The organism is Curtobacterium sp. 8I-2, from assembly GCF_902506155.1.
GTDB lineage: Bacteria > Actinomycetota > Actinomycetes > Actinomycetales > Microbacteriaceae > Curtobacterium > Curtobacterium poinsettiae.
Genome location: NZ_LR732827.1, coordinates 1,302,792 through 1,325,184, shown reverse-complemented (window position 1 = coordinate 1,325,184; position 22,393 = coordinate 1,302,792). Strand labels below are relative to the sequence as shown.

22 protein-coding genes are annotated in these 22,393 nt (G+C 72.2%); 3 read left to right on the top strand and 19 right to left on the bottom strand.

Annotated elements, in window-relative coordinates:
* The first annotated feature begins 92 nt into the window (after positions 1-92).
* Positions 93-812 carry a hypothetical protein gene (locus BOSE127_RS10065; RefSeq protein ID WP_159557064.1) on the top strand — a complete coding sequence of 240 codons (720 nt, stop codon included), beginning with the start codon at positions 93-95 and terminating at the stop codon, positions 810-812.
* Positions 813-860: 48 nt separating this feature from the next.
* Here the strand turns inward: BOSE127_RS10065 and hemL are convergent, their stop codons facing one another.
* The 11 genes from hemL to hemE form a co-directional block, all read right to left on the bottom strand.
* Positions 861-2,192 (bottom strand): glutamate-1-semialdehyde 2,1-aminomutase, encoded by a 1,332-nt coding sequence (hemL, locus tag BOSE127_RS10060; RefSeq protein WP_071249881.1) that lies wholly within the window; start codon positions 2,190-2,192, stop codon positions 861-863.
* Positions 2,189-3,244: a porphobilinogen synthase gene (gene hemB / locus BOSE127_RS10055; protein WP_081612315.1), complete on the bottom strand. Its 1,056-nt coding sequence runs from the start codon at positions 3,242-3,244 to the stop codon at positions 2,189-2,191. The genes hemL and hemB overlap by 4 nt, the downstream gene beginning before the upstream one ends.
* Entirely contained in the window at positions 3,241-3,822 is a 582-nt protein-coding gene (locus BOSE127_RS10050; protein ID WP_235045685.1) for a uroporphyrinogen-III synthase, read from the bottom strand. Before BOSE127_RS10050 ends, hemB begins: the two co-directional genes overlap by 4 nt.
* 258 nt (positions 3,823-4,080) lie before the next feature.
* The gene (gene hemC / locus BOSE127_RS10045) at positions 4,081-5,118 is read right to left on the bottom strand and encodes a hydroxymethylbilane synthase (protein ID WP_071249885.1); all 1,038 of its coding nucleotides are present in this window, start codon (positions 5,116-5,118) and stop codon (positions 4,081-4,083) included.
* Positions 5,119-5,129: 11 nt separating this feature from the next.
* The gene (locus BOSE127_RS10040) at positions 5,130-6,362 is read right to left on the bottom strand and encodes a ferrochelatase (RefSeq protein ID WP_017887723.1); all 1,233 of its coding nucleotides are present in this window, start codon (positions 6,360-6,362) and stop codon (positions 5,130-5,132) included.
* A complete protein-coding gene (gene hemQ, locus BOSE127_RS10035) occupies positions 6,359-7,111 on the bottom strand; it encodes a hydrogen peroxide-dependent heme synthase (RefSeq protein ID WP_056072514.1) in 753 nt (250 codons plus the stop codon). The genes BOSE127_RS10040 and hemQ overlap by 4 nt, the downstream gene beginning before the upstream one ends.
* Positions 7,112-7,179: 68 nt before the next feature.
* The gene (locus tag BOSE127_RS10030; protein ID WP_017887725.1) at positions 7,180-7,410 is read right to left on the bottom strand and encodes a DUF3618 domain-containing protein; all 231 of its coding nucleotides are present in this window, start codon (positions 7,408-7,410) and stop codon (positions 7,180-7,182) included.
* Between the two features lie 41 nt (positions 7,411-7,451).
* A complete protein-coding gene (locus BOSE127_RS10025) occupies positions 7,452-7,910 on the bottom strand; it encodes a phage holin family protein (RefSeq protein ID WP_017887726.1) in 459 nt (152 codons plus the stop codon).
* The gene (locus tag BOSE127_RS10020; protein ID WP_017887727.1) at positions 7,907-8,161 is read right to left on the bottom strand and encodes a hypothetical protein; all 255 of its coding nucleotides are present in this window, start codon (positions 8,159-8,161) and stop codon (positions 7,907-7,909) included. Before BOSE127_RS10020 ends, BOSE127_RS10025 begins: the two co-directional genes overlap by 4 nt.
* A 100-nt stretch (positions 8,162-8,261) precedes the next feature.
* Positions 8,262-9,578, bottom strand: a complete 1,317-nt coding sequence (locus BOSE127_RS10015) for a protoporphyrinogen/coproporphyrinogen oxidase (RefSeq protein ID WP_159557062.1) — start codon at positions 9,576-9,578, stop codon at positions 8,262-8,264.
* Positions 9,575-10,681 carry a uroporphyrinogen decarboxylase gene (gene hemE / locus BOSE127_RS10010; protein WP_031260073.1) on the bottom strand — a complete coding sequence of 369 codons (1,107 nt, stop codon included), beginning with the start codon at positions 10,679-10,681 and terminating at the stop codon, positions 9,575-9,577. The genes BOSE127_RS10015 and hemE overlap by 4 nt, the downstream gene beginning before the upstream one ends.
* Before the next feature lie 38 nt (positions 10,682-10,719).
* Here hemE and BOSE127_RS10005 point away from each other — a divergent pair, with 38 nt between their 5' ends.
* Positions 10,720-12,042: a glutamyl-tRNA reductase gene (locus BOSE127_RS10005; protein ID WP_017887730.1), complete on the top strand. Its 1,323-nt coding sequence runs from the start codon at positions 10,720-10,722 to the stop codon at positions 12,040-12,042.
* A 233-nt stretch (positions 12,043-12,275) separates the two neighbouring features.
* Here the strand turns inward: BOSE127_RS10005 and BOSE127_RS10000 are convergent, their stop codons facing one another.
* The gene (locus tag BOSE127_RS10000) at positions 12,276-12,605 is read right to left on the bottom strand and encodes a DUF6507 family protein (RefSeq protein ID WP_152427322.1); all 330 of its coding nucleotides are present in this window, start codon (positions 12,603-12,605) and stop codon (positions 12,276-12,278) included.
* Between the two features lie 107 nt (positions 12,606-12,712).
* Positions 12,713-13,009, bottom strand: a complete 297-nt coding sequence (locus BOSE127_RS09995) for a WXG100 family type VII secretion target (RefSeq protein ID WP_017888162.1) — start codon at positions 13,007-13,009, stop codon at positions 12,713-12,715.
* A gap of 105 nt (positions 13,010-13,114) precedes the next feature.
* Between BOSE127_RS09995 and BOSE127_RS09990 the strand changes: the two genes are divergently transcribed.
* On the top strand, positions 13,115-17,530 hold the full coding sequence (locus BOSE127_RS09990) for an FtsK/SpoIIIE domain-containing protein (protein ID WP_056071947.1): 4,416 nt from the start codon (positions 13,115-13,117) through the stop codon (positions 17,528-17,530).
* A 67-nt stretch (positions 17,531-17,597) separates the two neighbouring features.
* Here BOSE127_RS09990 and BOSE127_RS09985 read toward each other — a convergent pair whose 3' ends face one another.
* From BOSE127_RS09985 to BOSE127_RS09960, 6 genes are all read right to left on the bottom strand, one after another.
* The gene (locus BOSE127_RS09985; RefSeq protein WP_159557060.1) at positions 17,598-18,209 is read right to left on the bottom strand and encodes an FHA domain-containing protein; all 612 of its coding nucleotides are present in this window, start codon (positions 18,207-18,209) and stop codon (positions 17,598-17,600) included.
* Positions 18,209-18,817, bottom strand: a complete 609-nt coding sequence (locus tag BOSE127_RS09980; RefSeq protein ID WP_017888159.1) for a hypothetical protein — start codon at positions 18,815-18,817, stop codon at positions 18,209-18,211. Before BOSE127_RS09980 ends, BOSE127_RS09985 begins: the two co-directional genes overlap by 1 nt.
* A gap of 5 nt (positions 18,818-18,822) precedes the next feature.
* Positions 18,823-19,662, bottom strand: a complete 840-nt coding sequence (locus tag BOSE127_RS09975; protein WP_159557058.1) for an oxygenase MpaB family protein — start codon at positions 19,660-19,662, stop codon at positions 18,823-18,825.
* On the bottom strand, positions 19,659-20,024 hold the full coding sequence (locus BOSE127_RS09970; protein WP_159557056.1) for a hypothetical protein: 366 nt from the start codon (positions 20,022-20,024) through the stop codon (positions 19,659-19,661). Before BOSE127_RS09970 ends, BOSE127_RS09975 begins: the two co-directional genes overlap by 4 nt.
* A 50-nt stretch (positions 20,025-20,074) precedes the next feature.
* Complete coding sequence (locus BOSE127_RS09965; protein WP_159557054.1) at positions 20,075-20,374, bottom strand: hypothetical protein; 300 nt, start codon at positions 20,372-20,374, stop codon at positions 20,075-20,077.
* Positions 20,375-20,618: 244 nt separating this feature from the next.
* Complete coding sequence (locus BOSE127_RS09960; protein WP_159557052.1) at positions 20,619-22,250, bottom strand: RecQ family ATP-dependent DNA helicase; 1,632 nt, start codon at positions 22,248-22,250, stop codon at positions 20,619-20,621.
* Positions 22,251-22,393 lie beyond the last annotated feature (143 nt).

Sequence of the window (22,393 nt, the reverse complement as noted above, 5' to 3'; positions counted from 1 at the left end):
TTGAATGGGCGTTCCGTGTCCGCGGCCCGTGTCGGGGAGGGACCCGGCACCGCACCACGGTGTCACGCCGCTGACCGTCACCAGGGGGAACCATGACGAACACGCCGCCGCCCTTCCCGGGGTCCGCGCCGCAGCCGAACGACGGCCAGCCGAACACCGGCCAGCCGAACGGCCAGCAGTACCCGCAGCAGCCCGCCGGGCCGCCCCAGCCCGACGGCCAGCCGTCCGCGCAGCAGCCGCCGCAGTACCAGCAGCAACCCCCCGCCGGCCAGCAGTACCAGCAGCAGCCGTACACCGGTCAGCCGCAGGCCCAGCAGCCGTACGCCCAGCAGCCGTACGCCCAGGCAGCCCCGGCCGGCACCGCACCGTACGCTCCCCCGCCCAAGTCCTCGTCCCGCGGCAAGCGCGTCCTGATCTCGGTGCTCGGCGTCGTCGTCGCCGTCGTGGTGGCGTTCCTCGTCCGCCAGGGCCTGAACGCGTCCTTCAGCGACTCCACCGAGGAGAAGGTCTCGAAGGCGGTCGAGCAGATCCGCGAGCAGAGCGACCTGCCGAAGCAGGTCGACTCCGTCACGACGTGGACCGGGATCGAGGCCGAGGGCGCCGCGATCCACTACGACTACACGGTGTCGGCGAACGTCGACCCGGCCTCGATCACCGAAGGTGCCATCCGCGACGCCGTCGGGCCGAACCTCTGCTCGAACAGCGAGACGAAGAAGCTCCTCGACGAGGACGTCGACATGCGGTACACCTACAAGTTCGAGGGCTCGTCGAAGACCGTCGACACGACCTTCACCAAGGCCGACTGCTCCTGAGTCCCGCGGCCCGTCACGCGGTCGCGGCGGCAGCAGCCCCCGCGCCCGTCACGCGGTCGCGGCGGCAGCAGCCCTCGCGGCCGCGGGCAGGGCGTCCAGGATCCGTCCGACGGCGCGGTCGTCGTGGGCGGCGGTGACGAACCACGCCTCGAACACGCTCGGCGGCAGGGTCACCCCGGCGTCGAGCATCGCGTGGAAGAACGGCGCGTAGCGGAACACGTCCTGTGCCCGCACGTCGTCGTAGTTGCGCGGTGCCTGCTCGGTGAACGCGAACGAGAACAGGTTGCCGGCGTGCTGCACGGTGTGGGCGACGCCCGCGGCCGACAGTGCCTGGCTCGTGGCGGTCGCGATGGTCGACGCCGTGCGGTCGAGGTGCTCGTACACCTCGGCCGTCGCCGCGCGGAGCGTGGCGGTACCGGCAGCGACCGCGAGCGGGTTGCCGGAGAGCGTGCCCGCCTGGTACACCGGCCCGAGCGGGGCGAGGAAGTCCATGACCTCGCGCCGACCACCGAGGGCGGCGAGGGGCATGCCACCACCGATGACCTTGCCGAACGTGATGAGGTCGGGCTTCCACCCGGCGCCGTCCGGCACGACCTTGGACGCCTCGAGGCCCCACCAGCCTGCAGCTCCGACCCGGAACCCGGTCAGGACCTCGTCGACGATGAGCAGCGCCCCGTGCGCCTGCGTGATCTGCGCCAGTGCCCGGTTGAAGCCGCGCTCGGGAGCCAGCACGCCCATGTTCGCGGCGGCCGACTCGACGATCACGGCGGCGATCCGCTCGGAGTGCTCATCGAAGGCCCGGCGGACGGCGTCGAGGTCGTTGTACGGCAGCACGAGGGTCTGCGCGGCGGTCTCGGCGGTGATGCCCGCGCTGCCCGGCATGGCCAGGGTCGCGACACCCGAGCCGGCCTCGGCCAGCAGGGAGTCCGAGTGGCCGTGGTAGTGCCCGGCGAACTTCACGAGCAGGTCGCGGCCGGTGTACCCGCGGGCCAGTCGGATCGCGGTCATCGTGGCCTCGGTGCCGGTCGACACCATGCGGAGCTTCTCGATGGGGCCGTCGCCGTCCACCGACACCCGCTGCTTCACGAGTTCGGCCAGCTCGGTCTCGCCCGGGGTCGACGCCCCGAACGACAGTCCGCGCGCGGCGGCCTGCTGCACGGCCTCGACCGTGCCGGGGTGGGCGTGCCCGAGGATCGCTGGCCCCCACGACGCGACGAGGTCGACGTACTCGCGACCCTCGGCGTCGGTGACGTAGGCGCCCTTCGCGGACACCAGGAAGCGCGGGGTGCCGCCGACCGACCCGTAGGCGCGGACCGGGGAGTTCACGCCACCGGGGATCGCGTTCTTGGCGCGGCCGAAGAGCTGGTCGTTCGTGGTCATTCGGGGGCCTTCCCGGTCGAGGCGATGCCGGCGACGTCGGCGGTGCTGCCCGAGGTGCGGAGGCCCGCTTCCTCGTTGAGCTTCCGCGCGATGTCGACGGCGAAGTAGGTCAGGATCGCGTCGGCACCGGCGCGCTTGATGCCGACGAGCGACTCCATCGCGGCTGCGTCGCGGTCGATCCAGCCGTTCTGTGCTGCTGCGGTGATCATCGCGTACTCGCCCGAGATCTGGTACGCCCAGACCGGGACCGGCGAGGTCGCCGCGGTCTCGGCGAGCACGTCGAGGTAGCTCATCGCGGGCTTCACCATCACGATGTCGGCACCCTCGTCGACGTCGAGTGCGACCTCGCGCAGGCCCTGACGACCGTTCGCGGCGTCGATCTGGTAGGTCCGACGGTCACCGACGAGCGACGACGACACCGCCTCACGGAAGGGACCGTAGAAAGCCGAGGCGTACTTCGCGGCGTAGGCGAGCAGCGCGGTGCCGCTGTGCCCGGCACCGTCGAGGGCGTCACGTGCGGCGGCGATCTGGCCGTCCATCATGCCGCTCATGCAGACGAGCTCGGCACCGGCCTCGGCCTGCGCGACCGCCATGTCGCGGTAGCGCAGCAACGTGGCGTCGTTGTCGACGGAGCCGTCGGCGGCCAGCACGCCGCAGTGCCCGTGGTCGGTGAACTCGTCGAGGCACAGGTCGGACTGCACCACGAGGGCGTCCCCCACCTCTTGCCGAGCCACGCGGATCGCCACGTTGAGGATGCCGTCCGGATCGGTCGCACCGGAGCCGTCGGCGTCCTTCGTGGTCGGCACGGCGAACAGGTTCACGCCACCCACACCGACCGACGCGGCGTCGACCAGCGCACGGCGGAACGAGTCGAGGGAGTGCTGCTGCACACCCGGCATGCTCGAGATGTCCACGGCGTCGGTCGCGCCTTCGCGGATGAACATCGGCAGCACGAGCTCGGCGGGGTGGAGCCGGGTCTCGGCCACGAGTCGTCGCATCGCAGGGGTGGCGCGGAGCCGACGGGGGCGGACCTGGGGGAAGCGTCCAGTCACGGGTGACCTTCCTGGTGGGGGGTGGTGGGGTTCAGTGCCGCGACGACGGCGTCGAGCAGGGCTTCTGCGGACCGGTCGTGTGCGACGGCGTGCACGGGCAGGCCGGCGGCACGTGCGTCGGTTGCGGTCCCGGGGCCGATGCAGGCCACGGTGGTGCGGGGGTCGAGCGGGGTCATCCGGCGGGCGATCTCGCGGGCGACGCTGCCGCTCGTCACGAGCACCGCAGCGGGCGCCGTTTCGAAGGTGATCGGCTCGTCGCCGGTCCCCACGGTACGGTACGCGACCACGTCGTCCACGTCGATGCCGCGGGCACGCAGGCCGTCGACGAGCGTGGGTGCCGCGATCTCGGAGCGGGGGAACAGCACGGTGCCGTCGGTGTCCGGCAGCTCCTGCACCAGTCCGGCGGCGGACGTCTCGGCCGGGACCAGGTCGACGACCCAGCCCGCAGCGCGCGCGGCACGGGCGGTCGGCTCGCCGACCGCGGCGACGCGCACCCCGGCCGGGAGGCCCGCCACGCGTCCCGCCAGGACCGTCACGGCCGTCGCACTGGTCACCACGACCCATGCGTAACCAGCCACGTTGGTTCCGTCACCGACAGAACCGGGTGATCCGGGCCTCCCGGCCGCACCGGAGGCGACCAGTCGCCGGACCGCAGCGTCGAGCGCAGAGGGGTCCGACGGCGGAGCGTCCGTGATGAGGGGGACGACGACGGGGGCGAGCCCACGGGCCAGGGCGGCCGCGGCGACCCGGTCCCCCCACGCACCGCCACGCGGGACGAGGACGACCGGGGGTCGCGCCTCGTCCGTCGCGGTGGTGGAGGGTTCCGTGGTGACCGCCTACTCGGCCGGCGTCGCCAGGCCGGGGCCCGCGGTGTACGGCCCGTCCGTGGTGTCCTCGGCGACGGTGGTCGCCAGGTCGGCGAGCTCCGCAGCACCGTTCTCGAGCAGCTCGGTCGCCACGCGGCCACCGACCGCGAGCGCCTCGTCGAGACGGTCCTGCGCCGAACCGTCGAGCACGGCCGCGTGCGATGCGGTGCGGTACTCGGTGCCGTCGGGGCGGTAGACGGTCGCGGACACGAGCAGGAGCTCGGCGTCCACCACGGCCGTCGCACCGATCGGAGCGGAGCAGCCGGCCTCGAGCTTGGCGAGCACCTCGCGCTCGGCCGTCACCGTGAGGCGGGTCGGGGCGTGCTCGATCTTGCGGAGTGCCGCGAGCAGCCCCCGGTCGGTCTCGTCCGTGCGGATCTCGACCGCGAGCGCACCCTGCCCGGGAGCACTCGGCCAGAAGCCGAGGTCGAGCAGCTCGGTGGCGGCCGACAGGCGGTCGATGCGCCCCAGGCCGGCGGCGGCGAGCACCACGGCGTCCAGGTCGTCGTCCACCCGACCGAGGCGGGTGTCGATGTTGCCGCGGATGTCGACGACGTCCAGGTCGGGCCGTGCGGCACGGAGCTGCGCGGCACGGCGCGGCGAACCGGTACCGACCTTCGCGCGGTCCGGCAGCGTGTCGACGGTCGCACCGTTGCGCGCGACGAGGACATCGCGGGCGTCCGCACGCTTCGGGACGGCACCGATCGTCAGACCCGGGTACGGGGCGGTCGGCAGGTCCTTCAGCGAGTGCACGAGCACGTCGACCTCGCCGGCGACCAGGGCTTCACGCAGAGCACTGGCAAAGACACCGGTGCCGCCGAGCGAGGCCAGGGACGCACGGTTCGTGTCGCCCTCGCTCGTGACGGTGACGAGTTCGACGGGTCGACCGGCCGCCTTCGCCAGGCGGTCGGCGACGTCCTGCGACTGCGCGACCGCGAGCCGGCTGGCACGGGTGCCCAGCCGGATCGGGGCCGGGCCGTCGGGGGACGTCGTGTTGGGGTCGTTCACGGGTGCATCGGTCACGGGGCGACGCCGGCGGCGGCGGGCTTGAACCCCGCTCGCACGTTCTCGCAGCAGCCCGGACGGCACACGTCGTACCAGGGACCGATGTCGGTCATGTGCGGACGCTCGGCCTTCGGCGTGCCGTTGACCCGCTCGAGCACCAGGTCGACGAGACCGGACACGTAGGCCGGGTCGATGCCGGGGGTCTGCGTGCGGAGCGACCAGAAGCCGAGCTCACCGGCGGTCTCGGTGGCTTCCTCGTCGAGGTCCCACATGACCTCCATGTGGTCGCTGACGAAGCCGAGCGGGACGATCAGCACGGCACGCGTCGGGCCGCCCTTGAGGTCCTCGTTCATGTAGTCGTTGATGTCCGGCTCGAGCCACGGCTGCGTCGGGGGGCCGGAACGCGACTGGTAGACGAGCTTCCAGGCGGGCTTCGACGTGCCCTGCAGGTGGGCGTGCTCGGGCTGCTCGAGGAGCTCGGCCCAGGCCTGGTCGAGCACGACCTCGCCCACGGCGAGGTGCTGTGCCTCGTACGCGCCGTGCTCGTCGAACCCGCGGTAGTCGGGGCCGGAGCGGGCGGCGTCGGTCGAGGGGATCGAGTGCGTCGAGAAGAGCACCTGCAGCTCGGTCGCGACGTCCAGGCCATCGTTCTCGGCGATCGCGCGGGCCATGCCGTCGCGGACGCCGTCGATGAACGGGCGGACGAAGCCCGGGTGGTCGAAGAACTGGCGGACCTTGTCGATCTGGATCGTGTCGATCAGACCGGTCTCGTTGAGCACGCGGGCGTAGTCCTCGCGGTACTGCCGGCAGCTCGAGAACGACGAATACGCGCTCGTGGCGATGGCGACGAGCTTGGTGTAGCCCTTGTCCGCTGCCTCGGTGAAGGCCTCTTCGAGGTAGGGCGCCCAGTTGCGGTTGCCCCAGAGCACCGGCATGTCGATGCCGCGCGACGCCAGCTCGGCCTCGAGCGCGGCCTTGAGCGCACGGTTCTGCGCGTTGATGGGGCTCACACCGCCGAAGTGGCGGTAGTGGTGCGCGACCTCCTCCAGCCGCTCGTCCGGGATCCCGCGGCCGCGGGTGACGTTGCGCAGGAAGGGGATGACGTCGTCCTGGCCCTCGGGACCACCGAAGCCCGCGAGCAGGATCGCGTCGTACGCGGTCGGGGTCTCGACGTGCTCGGGTCCGGACGCTGCCGCTGGGGTCGCGGCGAGGACCTGGCCGTTCGTGATCATGCTGGTGTCGGTCATGACAGCACCTCCGGGAGTTCGGCGGTCGTCACGCGACGACCCGTGAAGAAGGGGACCTCTTCGCGCACGTGCATGCGCGCCTCGGTGTAACGGAGATCGCGCATCAGGTCGACGAGGTCGACCAGGTCCGGGCTCTCGAGCGGCAGGATCCACTCGTAGTCGCTCAGGGCGAAGGTCGCGATGGTGTTCGTGAGCACGCGGCGGTACTTCGCGCCGGCGATGCCGTGGTCGCGGAGCATCTTCGAGCGCTCGTCCTCGGGCAGCAGGTACCACTCGTAGGAGCGGACGAACGGGTACACCGTGATCCACGCCTCGGGGTCCTTGCCGCGCAGGAACGCGGGGGTGTGCCGCTTGTTGAACTCGGCTTCGCGGTGCATGGCCATCACGTGCCACACCGGCTCGGCGTCCTGGAACAGTCCGGTGCGGCGGATCTCGCGCAGCACGGCCTGGATCGCCTGTGCGTCGTCGCCGTGCAGCCAGACCATGACGTCGGCGTCGGCGCGGAAGGCCGAGACGTCGTAGAAGCCACGGATCGTGACCCCGCGCTCGGCAGCGCTGGCGATCACGGCGTCGAGTTCGGCCACGGCGTCGTCGCCGACGCGGTGGATCGGACCGAGGGGCCGGCGGAACACTGCCCACAGAGCGTAGGCCGTCAGCAGGTTCGGGTCGATCCCGGAGTCCGGGTGACCGGTCTCGGCGGGTTCGGCGTGGGGGTGGTCGTTCGCGGGCACGGGCGCGTCGGAGCTCATGGATCCATTGTCCTATCGGTTGCCAGGGTGGTGGCCGCCCCGCCTCCGGTGGACCGCGCTCGGGCGGTCTACCGCCGTCGGAGCACCATCACGACGATACCCCCGACCACTGCCACGCCGGCTGCGAGACCGGCCAGGTAGGGGACGGGCTGCTCGTCGAGGCCGCGCTTGAACCTCGACGCGGCGATCCCGATCTGCTTCGGGACGTTGAGCTTGTCCTCGATCGCGTCGAGGGTGTCGAACAACTGGGCGCGGGTCGCGGCGACGCGGGCAGCGAGATCGTCGTGCGGGTCGGTCACGGTTCCTCCGTCGGTGGTGCGGCTGTCGGGGCTGTCGACGCTCAGGAGCGGCTGTCGACGTCCGGCTTGCGGCTGCCGTACTGCGTCGGCGGGGTCGGCTTCTTGCCGAGGCCCTTGACCGCGTTGATGTCGTTCTTGACGCTGTCGATCGTGCGCTTGGGCGTGAGGGGCAGGCCCTTCTTCAGGCGCTTCCAGCCGACCAGGCCGAGGATCGCGGCGATGACGAGCATCACCACGGCCACCACCAGTGCGGCCAGCCACGCCGGCATCACGGTCGCCAGGCCCATCACGGCTGCGGTCAGCAGGACGCCGATCGCGTAGAGCACCACGACGAGCGCACCGACCAGCAGCCCGGCTGCCAGACCGAAGATCTTCGCCTTCGCGAGCATCTCGGCCTTGAGCAGGTCGATCTCGCCCTTGACCAGGCCCTTGACGAGCTTCGGGACGTCACCGACCAGGCCGAACAGCGAACGCGACTTGCGATCGCGGGTGTCCGTCATGAGGTGGTGGTGTCCTTCTTCTGGCCGACCTTGCGGACGGCCTTCTTGGTGGTCTCACCGATGAACTCGGCGACGTCCGGGGTCTTGTCGGCGATGAAGTCTTCAGCGACGTGCACGCCCTTCTGGACGCCGTTGCTGTTCCAGACCTTGCCGCTGACGGTCTTGATCTGCTCGTACCGCGCCCGTCCGGCTCGCGATCCCAGGACGTACCCGAGTGCGGCGCCGGCGACGAACAGGAGCTTTCCGCGCATGTGCGATTCCTCCGTGCATTGGTTGTGCGGTGGTCATGCACCGAACGGAATACGTCCGGCGGTCTCACCAACAGTAGCCCTCAGGGGCTGCGCGGTCCGCTCAGGAACGAAGGAGCTCGTCGCCTGCCTTCCGGGCCGCGCCGATGATGCCCGCCAGTCCGCGTCCGGTCGAGGCCTCGCCGATGCCGACGACGCCCTCGGCCAGCCCGGCTGCGGTCAGGTCCGGCCCGTACCAGCCGACGCGTGCGGCCCCGCTGACGCGGTCCGCCGTGATCGGCACGCCGAGCAGCGTGGAGGCGTCCTGCAGGGCACGGCTGCCGACGGGGTCGGCCGGGTCGACCGGGAGGCTCGTGGCCACGCCCGCCGTGTCCGTCGCGCTGGTCGCGTAGCTGAGTCGCAGGACGTGGCGTCCGTCCGCCACGTCGGCCAGCCACGGCCACTTCACGGTGGCGTGCGTCAGGGCCTTCGCCGAGACGGCCTGCGCGTCCGGGTGCACGAGCATGCCGGTGCCACGCGGGGCGGCGTCGAGCTCCGGCTGGTCGACGACGAGCGTGACGAGCTGGATGCCCGTCCGGTCGGGTGCAGCCGTGCGCTCCGGGTCGGCGACGGAGGAAAAGGTGTGCTGGGCCGGCAGCCGTTCGGTGGTGCCGTCGGCGCGGACGGTCTCCACCGCGTGCGCCTCGATCCGGGTCGCCCGGGTGTGCAGTCGGACGTCGACGCCGTAGGTGGCCATGTCGGCGACGAGTTCGTCCACGAGCCGCACCGTGCCACCGCGGATCCCCTGCACCGGGGTGCCGGCGGCCGCCCGTGCCCGCAGCGACAGGACCGCCCGTGCCAGGGAGCCCTCGCGCAGCAGTGCGGCGCGCAGGCCCGGAGCCACCCGGTCGGGGTCGAGCTGGTCGGGGTGGGTGGAGTGCACGCCACCGGCGATCGGCACCACCAGGTCGTCGAGCACCCGCTCCCCCATGCGCCGGCGGACGAGTTCGCCGAGCGAGGAGGCCTTGGCGCCCACCGGAGCCGGCAGCAACGAGTCCATCTGGGCGCGCAGACCGCCCTGCTGTCCGACCACGGCCAGCACGTCGGCCGCCATCGGGGTGCTCGGGATGCCGAGGAGCCCGGTCGCGGGGATCGGCGAGGTCCGGCCGTCGCGGGTCATCAGCCACGCGCCGCGGGGGTCGGGGGCGACGACGTCGTTGCCCAGTCCCAGCTCGGTCGCCAGGCGGCCGACGGCGTCCGTGCGGGTGGCGAACGAGTCCGCCGCCATGTCCAGGTCGATCCCGCCGACGGTGTGCCGACGGATCATGCCCCCGAGCTCGCCCGAGGACTCGACGAGCACCACGTGGGCGCCGCCCTTGGCCAGGTCACGCGCGGTGACGAGCCCGGCGATCCCGCCGCCGACCACGACGACGTCGGTCATGCGCCGGCTCCGTCCCCGAGGGAGTGGACGAGCTCGACCACGCGGGTCAGGACGTCCGGGTCGGTCTCCGGCGGGACCCCGTGGCCCAGGTTCACGACGTGGGCCCGTGCGGCACCGCCCCGACGGACGACGTCGCGGACGTGCGCTTCGAGGACGTCCCACGGCGCCGAGAGCATCGCCGGGTCGATGTTGCCCTGCACGCTGACGCCGGTGCCGACGCGCTGGACTGCCTGGTCGAGGGGCAGGCGCCAGTCGACCCCGATCGCGTCGACGCCGACGGTGTCCGTGCCGAAGGTCGTCATGTCGGCCAGGACCTCGCCGCTGCCGACACCGAAGTGGATGCGCGGGACCCCGAGCTCGGCGACGTACGACATGGCCCGGGCGGAGTGCGGCGCGACGTACCGGATGTAGTCGGCGCGGGAGAGCGACCCGACCCACGAGTCGAACAGCTGCGCGGCCGAGGCCCCGGCGAGCACCTGGGCCCGCAGGAACATCCCGGACACCTCGGCGGCCCAGGCGAGCAGCCGCGACCAGGTCTCGGGGTCGGCGTGCATGAGCGTGCGCGCGCGGATGTGGTCCTTCGACGGGCCGCCCTCGACCAGGTAGGCGGCCAGGGTGAACGGTGCCCCCGCGAAGCCGATCAGCGGGGTGTCGCCGAGCTGCTCGACCGTTCGGCGGACGGCCTGCTCGATGGGGGCGAGGGCCGCGGGGTCGAGCTGCTCGAGCGCGTCGACGTCCGCGGGGGTGCGGATCGGCGACGAGAGCACCGGACCACGACCGGGGACGATCTCGACGTCCACGCCGGCGAGCTTGATCGGCACGACGATGTCGCTGAAGAAGATGCCCGCGTCGACACCGTGCCGGCGCACCGGCTGCAGGGTGATCTCCGACGCCATCTCCGGGTCGAGGCACGCATCGAGCATGGCTGTGCCGATCCGAAGCTCGCGGTACTCCGGCAGGGACCGTCCGGCCTGCCGCATGAACCACACCGGGAGCGTCTCCGGACGGTCACCCCGCAGGGCCCGTACCAGGCGGGAACCACTCGTCCGCCCTGATGCCAGGGGGTGGGAGTCGGGGAGGGATGTGCTCGTCGCTTCGGTCACCGGATGATTCTCCCATCGAGCGCGTTACCATTGACTACGTGCTCATCTGTCTCACGGCGTCGCATCGCAACGCCAGCTTCGATCTCCTGGAGCGACTGAGCATCGGTGCACCCGCGGCAGCCAGCCGACTCGTCACGGATGCCGGCGTCCTCGACGGTGCAGTGGTCCTCGCGACCTGCAACCGCTTCGAGGCGTACCTGGACATCGCGGGCGACGAGAGCGACTCCGCCGTCTCCGCCACCGTGCAGGCCGTGGCCGCCGCGAGCGACCTCGACGCGACCGAGGTCCTGGACTCCGTCAACGTGCTCGGCGGCAAGGACGTCGTGCAGCACCTGTTCGCCGTGTCGAGCGGTCTCGAGTCCGTCGTCGTCGGCGAGACCGAGATCTCCGGCCAGGTCCGTCGCTCGCTCGAGGACGCCCGGTCGAACGGCACCACCACCTCGGACCTCGAGCGCCTGTTCCAAGAGGCCGCGCACACCTCGCGCGGCGTCAAGACCCGCACCCGCATCGGCGCCGCCGGCCGGTCGCTCGTGCGCCTCGGCCTCGAACTCGCCTCGTCGCGCGTCACCGACTGGGCCCGCACCCGCGTGCTGCTCGTCGGCACCGGCAGCTACGCGGCGACCACCATCGCCGCCCTGCGCGACCGCGGTGCCACGAACATCCAGGTCTTCTCGCCCTCGGGTCGCGCGTCCTGGTTCGCCGCCAAGCACGACCTCGTCGCCACCCGTGACCTGCGCCAGGCCATCGGGGCGAGCGACGTCCTGATCACCTGCACCTCGAGCGAGGTCCCGGTCGTCGCACCGGCCGACCTCGACGACGGGGTCCGCCGCATCGTCATCGACCTCGGGCTCCCCCGCAACGTCGACCCCGCGGCCGCCGGCGTCGACGGCGTCGAGCTGCTCGACCTCGAGACGATCAGCATCCACGCCCCGATCTCCGAGCTGAACGCCGAGTCCGAGGCCCGCGCGATGGTCGACGACGCCGTGTCCCGGTTCCGCGCCCAGGCGATGGAGCAGTCGACGACCCCGGCGCTCGTGGCGTTCCGCAAGCACGTGTTCGACATCCTCGACGACGAGATCGAGCGGGCCAAGCGCCGCGCGGACGCCGACGGCGAGTCCGTCGAGCACACCGAGCGGGCGCTCCGGCACCTGGTCGGCGTCCTGCTGCACCGTCCGTCGGTCCGCGCCCGTGAGCTCGGTCGCGCCGGTCGCGGCGAGGAGTTCGTCGGGGCGATCGACTCCCTGTACGGCGTCCGCCCCGACGCCGAACCGGAGCTGCCGTCGCCCGTCGTCCCGCTGGCCGACCGCACGGCCCTGGACCCGACCACCCCGGGTCGCGACGACCAGGCGGACGCGAGCTGAGCCTCCAGACAGGCGCCCAACCACCCACACTGCGCGTGAGTGCGCTGCTGCTGGTGCGTGACCGACGTGTCCTGATGGTGCGCGCCCGGGCGCGCTCAGTCGGGTCGAGGCGTCATCGGCTGCGTCGGAGATGCGCTGGTACTCCCGCGCCATCATCCGCAACGTCGACGGATCACCCTTGACCGGATCGTCACCCTGATCGACAACGTCCCACCCCGACGGCCGCCCCATGGCTACTGAGCCCTCGAGGCGACGGGCCCGCCGCCGCCGTTCTCGTCGTTGACCTGCAGGGCCTGCGCGAGCTTCTCGTCGGTCTCGGTGTAGGTCTCGATGGACGAGCTCAGCATGTCCGCCAACGCCTTCGTCGACTCGCTGATCTTGTCCCGCTTGTCGCCCCAGCGGTGGTCGAAGTCGTGCAGAGCGTCCTGTACCGTCCCCGAACCGATCTCGTCGTCGGACGCATCGACACGCTTGTGCGCCTGCTCGAGCGTGCTGTGCACGGTCGTCAGGTCGTTCTGGAGCTCCCCGAGCCCCATCAGATCAACCAGCAGTTTGCCTGCCACGGAACAATCCCTCCCCGATCACGAACCGGCACCACCAGGACGACGCCACAGGAACCGCGACGACCCCGTGCCCCACGCGATCGCGGGGCACGGGGTCGACGACGATGTCAGCCCTTGAGGCCGGAGGCCAGCGACTCGTCCGTCTCGGACAGGGTCTGCGAAGCCTTCGAGAGGAACGTGGAGAGGCCTTCGAGCCCCTGGACCGTCTGGCTCACGCCACGGTTGAACTCGTCGTAGGACTCGCCGAACGCGACGGACGACTTGTCGGTGACGTAGCCATCCGAGATGAGCTGCTGGATCTTTCGCTGCAGTGCTGACAGACGGTCTTCGATGTCTGCCTGGCCTGCCTTGAGGTCGGAGGCTGCTGCCTCGAGGTCTGCGTACGAGACGTTGATGTTCGCCACGGTGTGACTCCCTTTCCCCGGAGTTTCGTTGTCCCCCCAACGGGGCGTGTGGGATGGACACTACCATCGTCCTGCGACACGAAGTCAACGCTACGGGGGATTGCCATGACCTTCACGTTCACGATGGTCGACCGCGAGAGCGGCCAGACCGCGAACGTCTACGTCGACGGTGACGATTCCCGGGCGGTGCGCGAGTTGGTGGCCGAGGCCGAGCGCCTCATCGCGACGGACGTCGACGCCTCCGGTCGGACTCCGGTGTACTTCGTCGGGGAGCAGCAGCTCGACCTCTCGGCGTCGGTCGCCGAGTCCGGTGTCCGGGAGGGAGTGGTGGTGAGCCGCAGCCTGGAACAGGTGCCGCCGCAGCCACTCCGTCCGCTGACCGACGCCGAGATCCGGATCGTCTCCGGGCTGCACGCGGGGACGATTGTCCGGGTCAGCACCGGCACGGTGACCATCGGTACAGCACGGTCCGCGCACGTGCGGGTGCCGGTGAGCACCACGGACGAGGTGGAGGCCGAGGCGTCGGGGGTCGACACGGTGCCGGAGATCGCCCTGCTGGTCACGGTGACCGCCGACGGCGCGAAGGTGCGTCCGGCGAACGGCTTCTCCGGAGCGCTGCTCGACGGTGAGCCGGTCACCGAGGAGACGGACTGGCCCGAGACAGCACAGCTCGCGATCGGTGCGGTACTGCTCGGATTCGGCCGCGCTCCGGACCGTGGCGCCCATCTGTCACTGGCGGACGACGGCATGTCGCTCGAGTACAACCGGCCGCCGCGCATCCTGCCCCCGGACGAGCACACCCGCTACCAGCTGCCGCCGCCGCCGACCGAGCCCCCCGCCCGGGCGCTGCCCATCCTGATGGCACTGGCGCCGATGGGCATGGCGGTCATGTTCGTGTCGACAACCGGCCGCTGGATCTACCTGCTCATCGCCTTGCTGTCGCCGGTCCTGATGATCATCACAGGGCTGCAGGGTCGCCGACAGGGCAAGAAGACGTACCGGCAGCGCGTCGTGGAGTACGAGGACACCAAGGCGCGGATCGAGGCGGACGCGACCGAGAGCCTCCAGTCCGAACGCGCACGCTGGATCGCGAGCGCGCCGGACCCGGCCGCCGTCTACGAGACCGCGGTCACGCCGCTGCCGCGACTGTGGGAGCGACGCCGGACTGATCCGGACCACCTGCTCGTCCGCGTCGGCACGGCGACGCAGCGCTCCGAGGTGACCATCGAGGACCCGGAGCAGCTGTCCCACAAGCGGACCGTGGCGTGGGACGCCACGGACGTGCCGGTCCGCATCCGTCTGGCCGAGCGCGGCGTGATCGGCATCGCCGGTCCCGACGACGACGCCCGACGACTGGCGAACTGGGTGGTCGCGCAGCTCGCGACGCTGCAGAGCCCGAAGGACGTCACCTTCACGCTGCTCACCGACACCACGCGCACGTCGCTGTGGGAGTGGATGTCCTGGCTGCCGCACGTCCGCCGGGACGGTGCAGACCAGCCGATGACGAGCATCGCCTCGAACGCCGCGTCGACCGCGCGGGCGATCGCCGAGCTCGCCGCGATCATCGACGCCCGGAAAGAGGCGGGTATCGGCAAGAAGACCCCGCCAGCTGACGAGATCGTCGTCGTGATGGACGGCGCACGGCGGCTCCGCGCGATGCCCTCGCTCGTGCAGGTGCTCAAGGAGGGGCCGTCGGTCGGGGTGTTCAGCATCTGCCTCGACCTGGACGAACGGCTCCTGCCCGAGGAGTGCGACGCGGTGGTGGTCGTCCGCGACGACCGGGTGCGGGTCACCCAGCAGCGCAGTGAGCGCATCGACGACGCACGCCCCGACCTGGTCGACCAGGACTGGCTCGAGTGGGTAGCCCGGTCGCTGTCGCCGATCGTCGACGCCAGCCCGGACGTGCAGGACGGCGCCATCCCCTCGTCCGCCCGCCTGCTCGACGTCCTCCAGCTCGAACCGCCGACGTCCGAGGCCGTCCAGGCTCGCTGGCTGCTCGGCGGCCGCAGCACCACCGCCGTGGTGGGGGCGTCGATCGACGGGCCGTTCGCGATCGATCTGCGGAACGACGGTCCGCACGGCCTGGTCGCCGGCACGACCGGTTCCGGCAAGTCCGAGCTGCTGCAGACGATCGTGGCGTCCCTGGCGGTGGCGAACAGGCCGGACGAGATGAACTTCGTGCTCGTCGACTATAAGGGCGGTGCGGCCTTCAAGGACTGCGTCGACCTGCCGCACACCGTCGGCATGGTCACGGACCTCGACACGCACCAGGTCGAGCGCGCGCTCGAGTCGCTCGGTGCCGAGCTCCGCACCCGCGAGCACGCCCTCGCGGAGGTCGGCGCGAAGGACCTCGAGGACTACCAGGACCTGCAGGCCAAGCGTGCGGCGAACGGGGACACCATCCCGAGCCTGCCGCGGCTGCTGATCGTCATCGACGAGTTCGCCTCGCTCGCCCGTGAGCTGCCCGACTTCGTCAAGGGCCTGGTGAACATCGCCCAGCGCGGTCGCTCCCTCGGCATCCACCTCATCCTCGCCACGCAGCGACCGGGCGGCGTCGTCTCGCCTGAGATCCGCGCGAACACGAACCTGCGGATCGCGCTGCGCGTCACCGACCAGTCGGAGAGCCAGGACGTCATCGGCGCGAACGACGCCGCGCGGATCGCGAAGTCGACCCCGGGGCGCGCCTACGTGCGGCTCGGCGCGGCCTCGCTGCTGCCGTTCCAGTCCGGTCGCGTCGGCGGGCGCCGGCCCGGCACGGACGACCAGGAGGCCCGACCCGCCCTGGTCCGCGAGCTCACGTTCGCCTCGTACAGTGACCCGGCCCCTCGCCCGGCCGCCGTCGAGGCCGCCGCGAGCGACGTGGAGGTCACCGACCTGAGCGTCCTCGTCGCGTCCATCGACGACGCCACCCGAGCCCTCGGCACCCCCGAGCAGCGGAAGCCCTGGCTGCCACCGCTCGGCGAGGTCGTCGGGCTCGACGACGTCGAGGCGACCGGCACCGGCGACCTGGCGCCCCTGGCGGTCGCCTGGGGCGTCGAGGACCACCCCGGTGACCAGCGGCAGCGCCCGGCGGTGTTCGACCTCGACGCGGACGGCCACCTGTTCGTGATCGGCTCGCCACGCTCCGGTCGCAGCCAGACCCTCCGCACCCTCGCCGGTGCGATGGCCCTGCGGCTCGGCGTCGGCGACGTGCACATGTACGGGATCGACTGCGGCAACGGTGCCCTGCTCGCCCTCGGTGCTCTGCCGCACTGCGGTGCCGTCGTGCAGCGGCACGAGCCCGACCGGGTCTCGCGGCTGCTCGGCATCCTGCTCCGCACGGTGCAGGAGCGCCAGGCCGCGTTCTCCGCCGGCGGCTACTCGTCGATCGCCGAACAGCGGACCGACTCCGGCACCGTGCCGATGCCCCACGTCGTCGTGTTCCTCGACCAGTGGGAGAGCTTCATGGCGACCCTGGCGGACGCCGAGAACGGCATGCTGCACGATGCCGTCCAGACCCTGCTGCGCGAGGGCGTCGGCGTCGGCGTGCACCTGGTCGTCTCCGGCGACCGCACCCTCACGTCCGGCCGGATGTCGAGCCAGGTGGAACGGAAGCTGCTGCTTGCCCTGGCCGACCGCGGCGACTACAACTACGAGGGCATCAACGGCAAGAAGCTGCCGGAGTCGATCCCGCCGGGGCGCGGGTTCCGCAACGCGACGGCGACGGAGACCCAGGTCGCCGTTCTGCCCGGCGGACTCGGGGGCCGCGACCAGGCCGCCGCGCTCCGGGGCATCGGTGACGAGGTCCGTGCGCACGTGTCGGCCGACGCCCCGAAGCCGTTCCGGATCGACGTGCTCCCGCGCTCCATCACCTTCGAGGACGCCGTGCGGTACCTGCCGTCGGCGGAGGCGTCGGTCGGCCGGGTCGCACTCGGCGTCGGCGGCGACGAGCTCCGGCTGTTCACGCACGACTTCGTGCAGGACACCTCGGTCTTCATCGTCGGCGGCAGCCCCCGCTCGGGCAAGAGCACCGCACTCGTCGCGATGGCCCGCCACGTGCTGTCTGCCGGTGGTTCGGTGGTCGCGGTGACCCCGCGGGAGTCCCCGCTGCGGGCGCTCGACGGAGCGCCACGAGCCACGGTCGTGACCGATGGTGCGATCGGAGCCGAGGGCCTGTCCGCCGCCATCGACACCGGCGCCGCGGGCTTCACGCTCGTGCTCGTCGACGACGCCGAAGCCCTGAAGGAGTCGCCGGCCGAACCGGTGTTCCGGGCGATCATGGAGTCCGACCGGGGCCGTTCGGTCGGGCTCGTCCTGGCGGGAGACGTCGAGGGGGTGGCGAGCGGGTTCCGCGGTTGGCAGGTCGACGCGAAGAAGGCCCGTCGGGGCATGCTCCTCGCGCCGCTCAGCACGGTCGATGGCGACCTGATCGGCACGAAGCTGTCGAAGAGCCTCGTCACCCAGGACCGCGTCGCCGGCCGGGCTCTGCTGAACGACGCCGACCAGGCGCTCCGACTCGTGCAGGTGCCGGCCGGCGACTAGCGCCGGCCGCAGGGGCGCAGCCCGGAGCGTGCGCACCCCGCAGCAGTCTGCCCGGTCCAGGGTCGGCTCAGCCCAGCGGCGTCTCGCTGACGAGTCCGACGGCGGGTTCGGCGCGGAGCGAGTGCCCGCCGAACACCACGGTGTCCCCGGGCCGCACGGTCGTGCGCTGCGACGGAACGAGCATCGCCGGGGGGAACCCCGGACGCTGCAGTTCGACCCCGTTGGCCGACGCGGTGTCGAGCACCCAGAGCGAGCCCTCGGCACCGAACCCGAACTCCAGGTGGGTACGACTGAGCAGCCGCTCCGGGTCCTCCAGGGCGATCATGTGGGCGTATCCGCCGTCGGGATGGGAGCTCGCAGGATCGCGACCGATCAGTCCCCCGCCGGACACGGTGACCCGCTGGGCGCCGTCGAGGACGAGCACGGCCGCCGCGGCCTGGCGGGCCGGCGCGGCGTCGCGTCGCGCGGTGCTTCCGCCGGACGAGCCGAGTGGTCGGCCGGGCATCTGCGCCACGGTCGCCCGGACCCGGTCGGCGCTCGCACGCGGAGCCAGGGGAGGGGTGACGACGGAACGGGCGAGCTCTCCGCGCTGTGCCATCTGCGCCAGATCACGCTCTCCGACCCGTTCGACGACGGGTTCGACGACCTTGCGCTTCTTCCGGAACGGCCAGAGGCGCATCAGGACACCTCGCTGCCGACCGTGGCGGAGTCGATGAGCTCGAAGGTGTCGGTGACGGTCTCGAACAGTTCGTACAGCGGCTCGGCCAGGTCGGTCGCGGGTGACGAGACGCTGACCAGGGCGACCTGGTCGCCGGCCGGCACGAAGGTCTGCATGAGCACGACGTCGAACGATCCGCGGCCGTCCGGTGCCTGCACCGTCGAGACGCCCCAGACGCGCGGCACCCGGCCGATGCGAGGGACCTCGTGCACGTCGACGTGCATCCCGTCGTCGTCCCCGCCGAGCGCGGCGACGTGGTCGGTCAGTGCGGCGAGTGGGTCCCCGCCGGCCTCGGGCGCGGGCAGGACCGTCACGGTGAGGGCACCGGAGACGATGCCGTCCTCGCTGGGCTCGGCGAACGCGGCGCAGTACCGCGCCCCGCTGTCCCAGGCGGAGCGGGCGAACCGGCGGAGCACCCGGACGATCTCGGTGCGGTGGTCCCAGAGTTCCCGGTGGTCCTCGATGCGTTCCTGCACGAGGGCGCTGATCCGGTCGTCGCGGCGTTCCGGATCGACCGGGAGCTCGAACCAGGAACGCGGGACCGTGATGGCGAAGTGGTCGACCGACATGCCCGCTACCGTACCGCGCCGTGTCGCTCGGCGGTCCGCCGCATCGCCCGCAGCAGCACCGGCCCCGGCACCCGCAGCAGCGCCCGCGGCACGAGCGCCCGCACCCCGGCCACCACCCGCACGGTCCGCCGGAAGCGCCGCTCCTCGCGCCGCCCCCACGCGAAGCCGTACGCCGTGCGCACCGGTTCCGGCAGCATCCCCACGGTCACGATGCGCACGAGGGGCATCGCCGCCTGCACCCACAGCGGCGCGAACCGCGGGTGCAGCAGGTCACGGACGACCCCGCGGGCGTCGTCGGTGACCTGCAGTCCGTCGAGCGTCTGCTGCCAGTACCGGTCGAACGCCGCCACCGAGGTCGGCCAGCGCTCCGCTGGCACCCGCAGCGCGGTCGCGATCGGCGCGTAGGCGGCGAGGACCTGCTCGGCCCGGGCAGCGGAGACCTTCGTGCCGAACAGGTCGTGCGCCCGCCGGGCGGAGTCGAACAGGGTCGCGGCCACCCAGAGCTGCCGGTCGACGTCGTCGGCGCCGGCGACGGGCCCGTGCGCGTGGTTGACGAAGCCCGTCGCGGTCGCCGAGTCGGACTCCGTGCCGATGACGACGGCGTAGATGAACATCAGGGTGTGGGCGAGCCGCTGCTGGGGTCGCCGGGCGAAGTCCGAGTGCCGTCGCACACCGGCCGCGACGACCGGGTCGGCGATCTGCAGCAGGATGGCGCGGCCGCCCGCGGCCACGGGGGTGCTGTCGGCGAGGAACCGACGCAGGTGACGGTCGTGGACGTGCGCGGGAGACGGCCGGGAGGCCCGGTGCGGGTCGTGCGCCGAGCCTCCAGGCCGTGGGGTGGTCACGCCGCACCCCGTCGGCGTCGCGCCCGCAGGACGGGTCGTAGGTCCACAGCGATCGCCACCAGGAGCGCGACTGCGCCGACGATCACGGCGACCCGTGTGGAGGCGGGGTCGACGGGCGCGTCACCGGTCAGGGCGAGGAGCGTCGCGACGAGCCAGATCGCGGGGATCGGCCAGAGGCGGGTCGGGGAACCGGTGACCAGCGCGCCGAGGACGCCGGCGACGAGCAGCGGGACCCAGCGGCCACCGGGCTCCGAGCGGGCGGCGAGGTGCGCCGCGGCGGCGACCAGCAGCATCACCGCGACGGCCAGCAGCCGCGCCGCCGAGGGCATGCTGCGGACGCTGGCACGGACTCGTCGGAACACGGCCCGATGCTACCGAGCCGTGTTCCGGGGGAGCCTGATCAGGTCAGCGCTCAGAGCGGCTTCGTGCCGAGGTCGTTGCCGAGGTCGGCGCGGTCCTCGTCCTGCTCGTTCTCGTGCTCCCACAGGTCGGGCGAGCCCTCGCGCGGGGAGCCGCCGGTGGGACCGTCGTCGGAGCCGTCACCGGGCTGCGGTTCCACCGTCTCACCGGCGACCGCGTCGTTCGTGACGGTCTCGAGCGACTCCTCGGCCTCGTCCACCTCGTACGGGCCGACGTGCTCACGGTCGATGTCGTCGTCGCGACGCTGCTGGGAGTCGAAGTCGTCGACGGGGCTGATGCCGGGGTCGCTCATGGTGGTTCCTTTCCGTTGCGGGCTTCCTGCCTACCCGCGGGTGCTTGGCGGCTGTCCGGTTTCGTGTCGTGTTCACCCGGGCGTCACCTTCCGGTCACGCCGTCACGGCAGCATCGCCGATGCTCGGGGGAGTGGAGCGCGGTCGCCGACGGGTGGTCGAGCGGCCGCGCCTTCCCCGCCCGGGTCGGCTGCGCTGGTGCGCTGGCCGCCGGTGTGCTCCGTCCGTGCTCCGTCCGTGCCGCTGTCAGACGCGTTCGAGCAGTTCGCGTTCCTCGACGTCGGCGAGTGCGAGGGTGCGGTAACCGGCGGACTCGAAGAACACCGTGATGCGGTCCTCTTCCGTGCTCATCACCACGCCCGTGCCCCACTCCGCGTGCTCGACGCGGGCATCCGGTGGCCAGACGGCGTCGTTCGCACCGTCGGCCACGTGGGCGGAGGCGTCGCGTGCCGTGCCGGACGAGCAGGTGTCGCAGTTGCCGCAGGGCTCCGGCAGCTCGTCGCCGAAGTAGCCGAGCAGGAACTGCCGGCGGCACGCGGTCGTCTCGGCGAGCTGGCGCATCATCGCGATGCGGGACTCCTCGACCCGTTCCCGTTCGGCGGCTCGGTCGGCGGTGGCGCGGGCCGCACGGTCGGCGTCCCGGGGGCCGTCCGGCATCCGGGAGACACCGTCGACGTCGTCTCGGAGGGCACCGGCGTCGAGCAGGGCGTTGAGCGCACGGCCGGCGGTGCGGGCCGACAGCCCCGAGGCTTCCGTGAGCGCGGAACGGGCGATCGAGCCGCTGGGCGGGACGGCGTCGAAGACGGCCCGCACCGATGCGGGCCGGGGGGAGCCGGACGCGAAGAAGGTGCGCAGGCCGAAGTCCTCGGCGCGGTAGTGCAGGGTGGCGCCGGCCGGTTCGGCGTCCCGCCCGGCCCGTCCGATCTCCTGGTAGTAGGCGTCGACCGACTCCGGGACGTGGGCGTGCACGACGTACCGGACGTCGGGCTTGTCGATGCCCATGCCGAACGCGCTGGTCGCCACCACCACGTCGACGTCGCCGTCCAGGAACCCGGTGTGCACGGACTCGCGCTCCGCCACGCGCATGCCGGCGTGGTACGGCTGCGCGCGACGACCACGGGTGGCGAGGGCATCGGCGTACTCGGTGGTCGCGGCGCGGGTGGCGACGTAGACGACCGTGGCCCCGTCCAGTTCGGCGACCTGGTCGACCACGGCCTGGCGCTTCTCGGCGTCCTCGGCGTGCCGGATGACCTCGAGTCGGATGCCGGGTCGGTCGAACCCCGACGCGAGCACGAACGGGTCGCGCATGCGGAGCCGCTCGACGATGTCGTCCCGCACCGGAGCGGAGCCCGTCGCGGTCAGGGCGAGCACGGGTGGGCGGCCCAGGCGCTCCGCGGCCTCGCCGAGCGCCAGGTAGTCGGGTCGGAAGTCGTGACCCCAGGACGAGATGCAGTGCGCCTCGTCGACGGCGACCAGCGCGACGCCGGCATCGCGGAGTCGCTCGAGCACGTCGTCCTTCACCAGCTGTTCGGGCGCCAGGAACACGTAGCCGACCTGGCCCGCGGCAACGGCGTCCCAGGCATCGGCGACGTCCCGGGCCTTCTTCGTGGCGTTCAGGGCGACGGCGCGGGGTGCACCCGGATGGTGCTCGAGCCCGACCACCTGGTCCTCCTGCAGCGCGACGAGCGGGGAGACCACGACGACGAGCCCGTCCAGGCCGAGGCCGGCGACCTGGTAGATCGCCGACTTCCCCGAACCGGTGGGCATGACCGCCAGGGCGTCGCGGCCTTCGAGGACCGCGTCGATGACGGACTCCTGGTCGGGGCGGAGCTTCCAGCCGAAGACCTCGGTGGCGCGGGTACGGAGTTCAGGGTGCACCGATCCACAGTGCCGAGCGGGAGCCTGAGGCCGGTCCCAGCGATGCGCGCAGCGGCTCACGCCCGTCGGAGCCGGCCCGCTCCGGCATCCGTGCACCGGCCGTCCACCGAGCAGCGCTAGGCTGCGTGGCGGCCGTTGTCTCG

What these genes read in the sequence shown, in the direction of transcription:
- BOSE127_RS10065 (WP_159557064.1), top strand. Translation starts at nt 93, where the DNA reads ATGACGAACACGCCGCCGCCCTTCCCGGGGTCCGCGCCGCAGCCGAAC.
- hemL (WP_071249881.1), bottom strand. Translation starts at nt 2,192, where the DNA reads ATGACCACGAACGACCAGCTCTTCGGCCGCGCCAAGAACGCGATCCCC.
- BOSE127_RS10040 (WP_017887723.1), bottom strand. Translation starts at nt 6,362, where the DNA reads ATGACCGACACCAGCATGATCACGAACGGCCAGGTCCTCGCCGCGACC.
- hemQ (WP_056072514.1), bottom strand. Translation starts at nt 7,111, where the DNA reads ATGAGCTCCGACGCGCCCGTGCCCGCGAACGACCACCCCCACGCCGAA.
- BOSE127_RS10025 (WP_017887726.1), bottom strand. Translation starts at nt 7,910, where the DNA reads ATGACGGACACCCGCGATCGCAAGTCGCGTTCGCTGTTCGGCCTGGTC.
- BOSE127_RS10020 (WP_017887727.1), bottom strand. Translation starts at nt 8,161, where the DNA reads ATGCGCGGAAAGCTCCTGTTCGTCGCCGGCGCCGCACTCGGGTACGTC.
- BOSE127_RS10015 (WP_159557062.1), bottom strand. Translation starts at nt 9,578, where the DNA reads ATGACCGACGTCGTCGTGGTCGGCGGCGGGATCGCCGGGCTCGTCACC.
- BOSE127_RS09990 (WP_056071947.1), top strand. Translation starts at nt 13,115, where the DNA reads ATGACCTTCACGTTCACGATGGTCGACCGCGAGAGCGGCCAGACCGCG.
- BOSE127_RS09985 (WP_159557060.1), bottom strand. Translation starts at nt 18,209, where the DNA reads ATGCGCCTCTGGCCGTTCCGGAAGAAGCGCAAGGTCGTCGAACCCGTC.
- BOSE127_RS09980 (WP_017888159.1), bottom strand. Translation starts at nt 18,817, where the DNA reads ATGTCGGTCGACCACTTCGCCATCACGGTCCCGCGTTCCTGGTTCGAG.
- BOSE127_RS09965 (WP_159557054.1), bottom strand. Translation starts at nt 20,374, where the DNA reads ATGAGCGACCCCGGCATCAGCCCCGTCGACGACTTCGACTCCCAGCAG.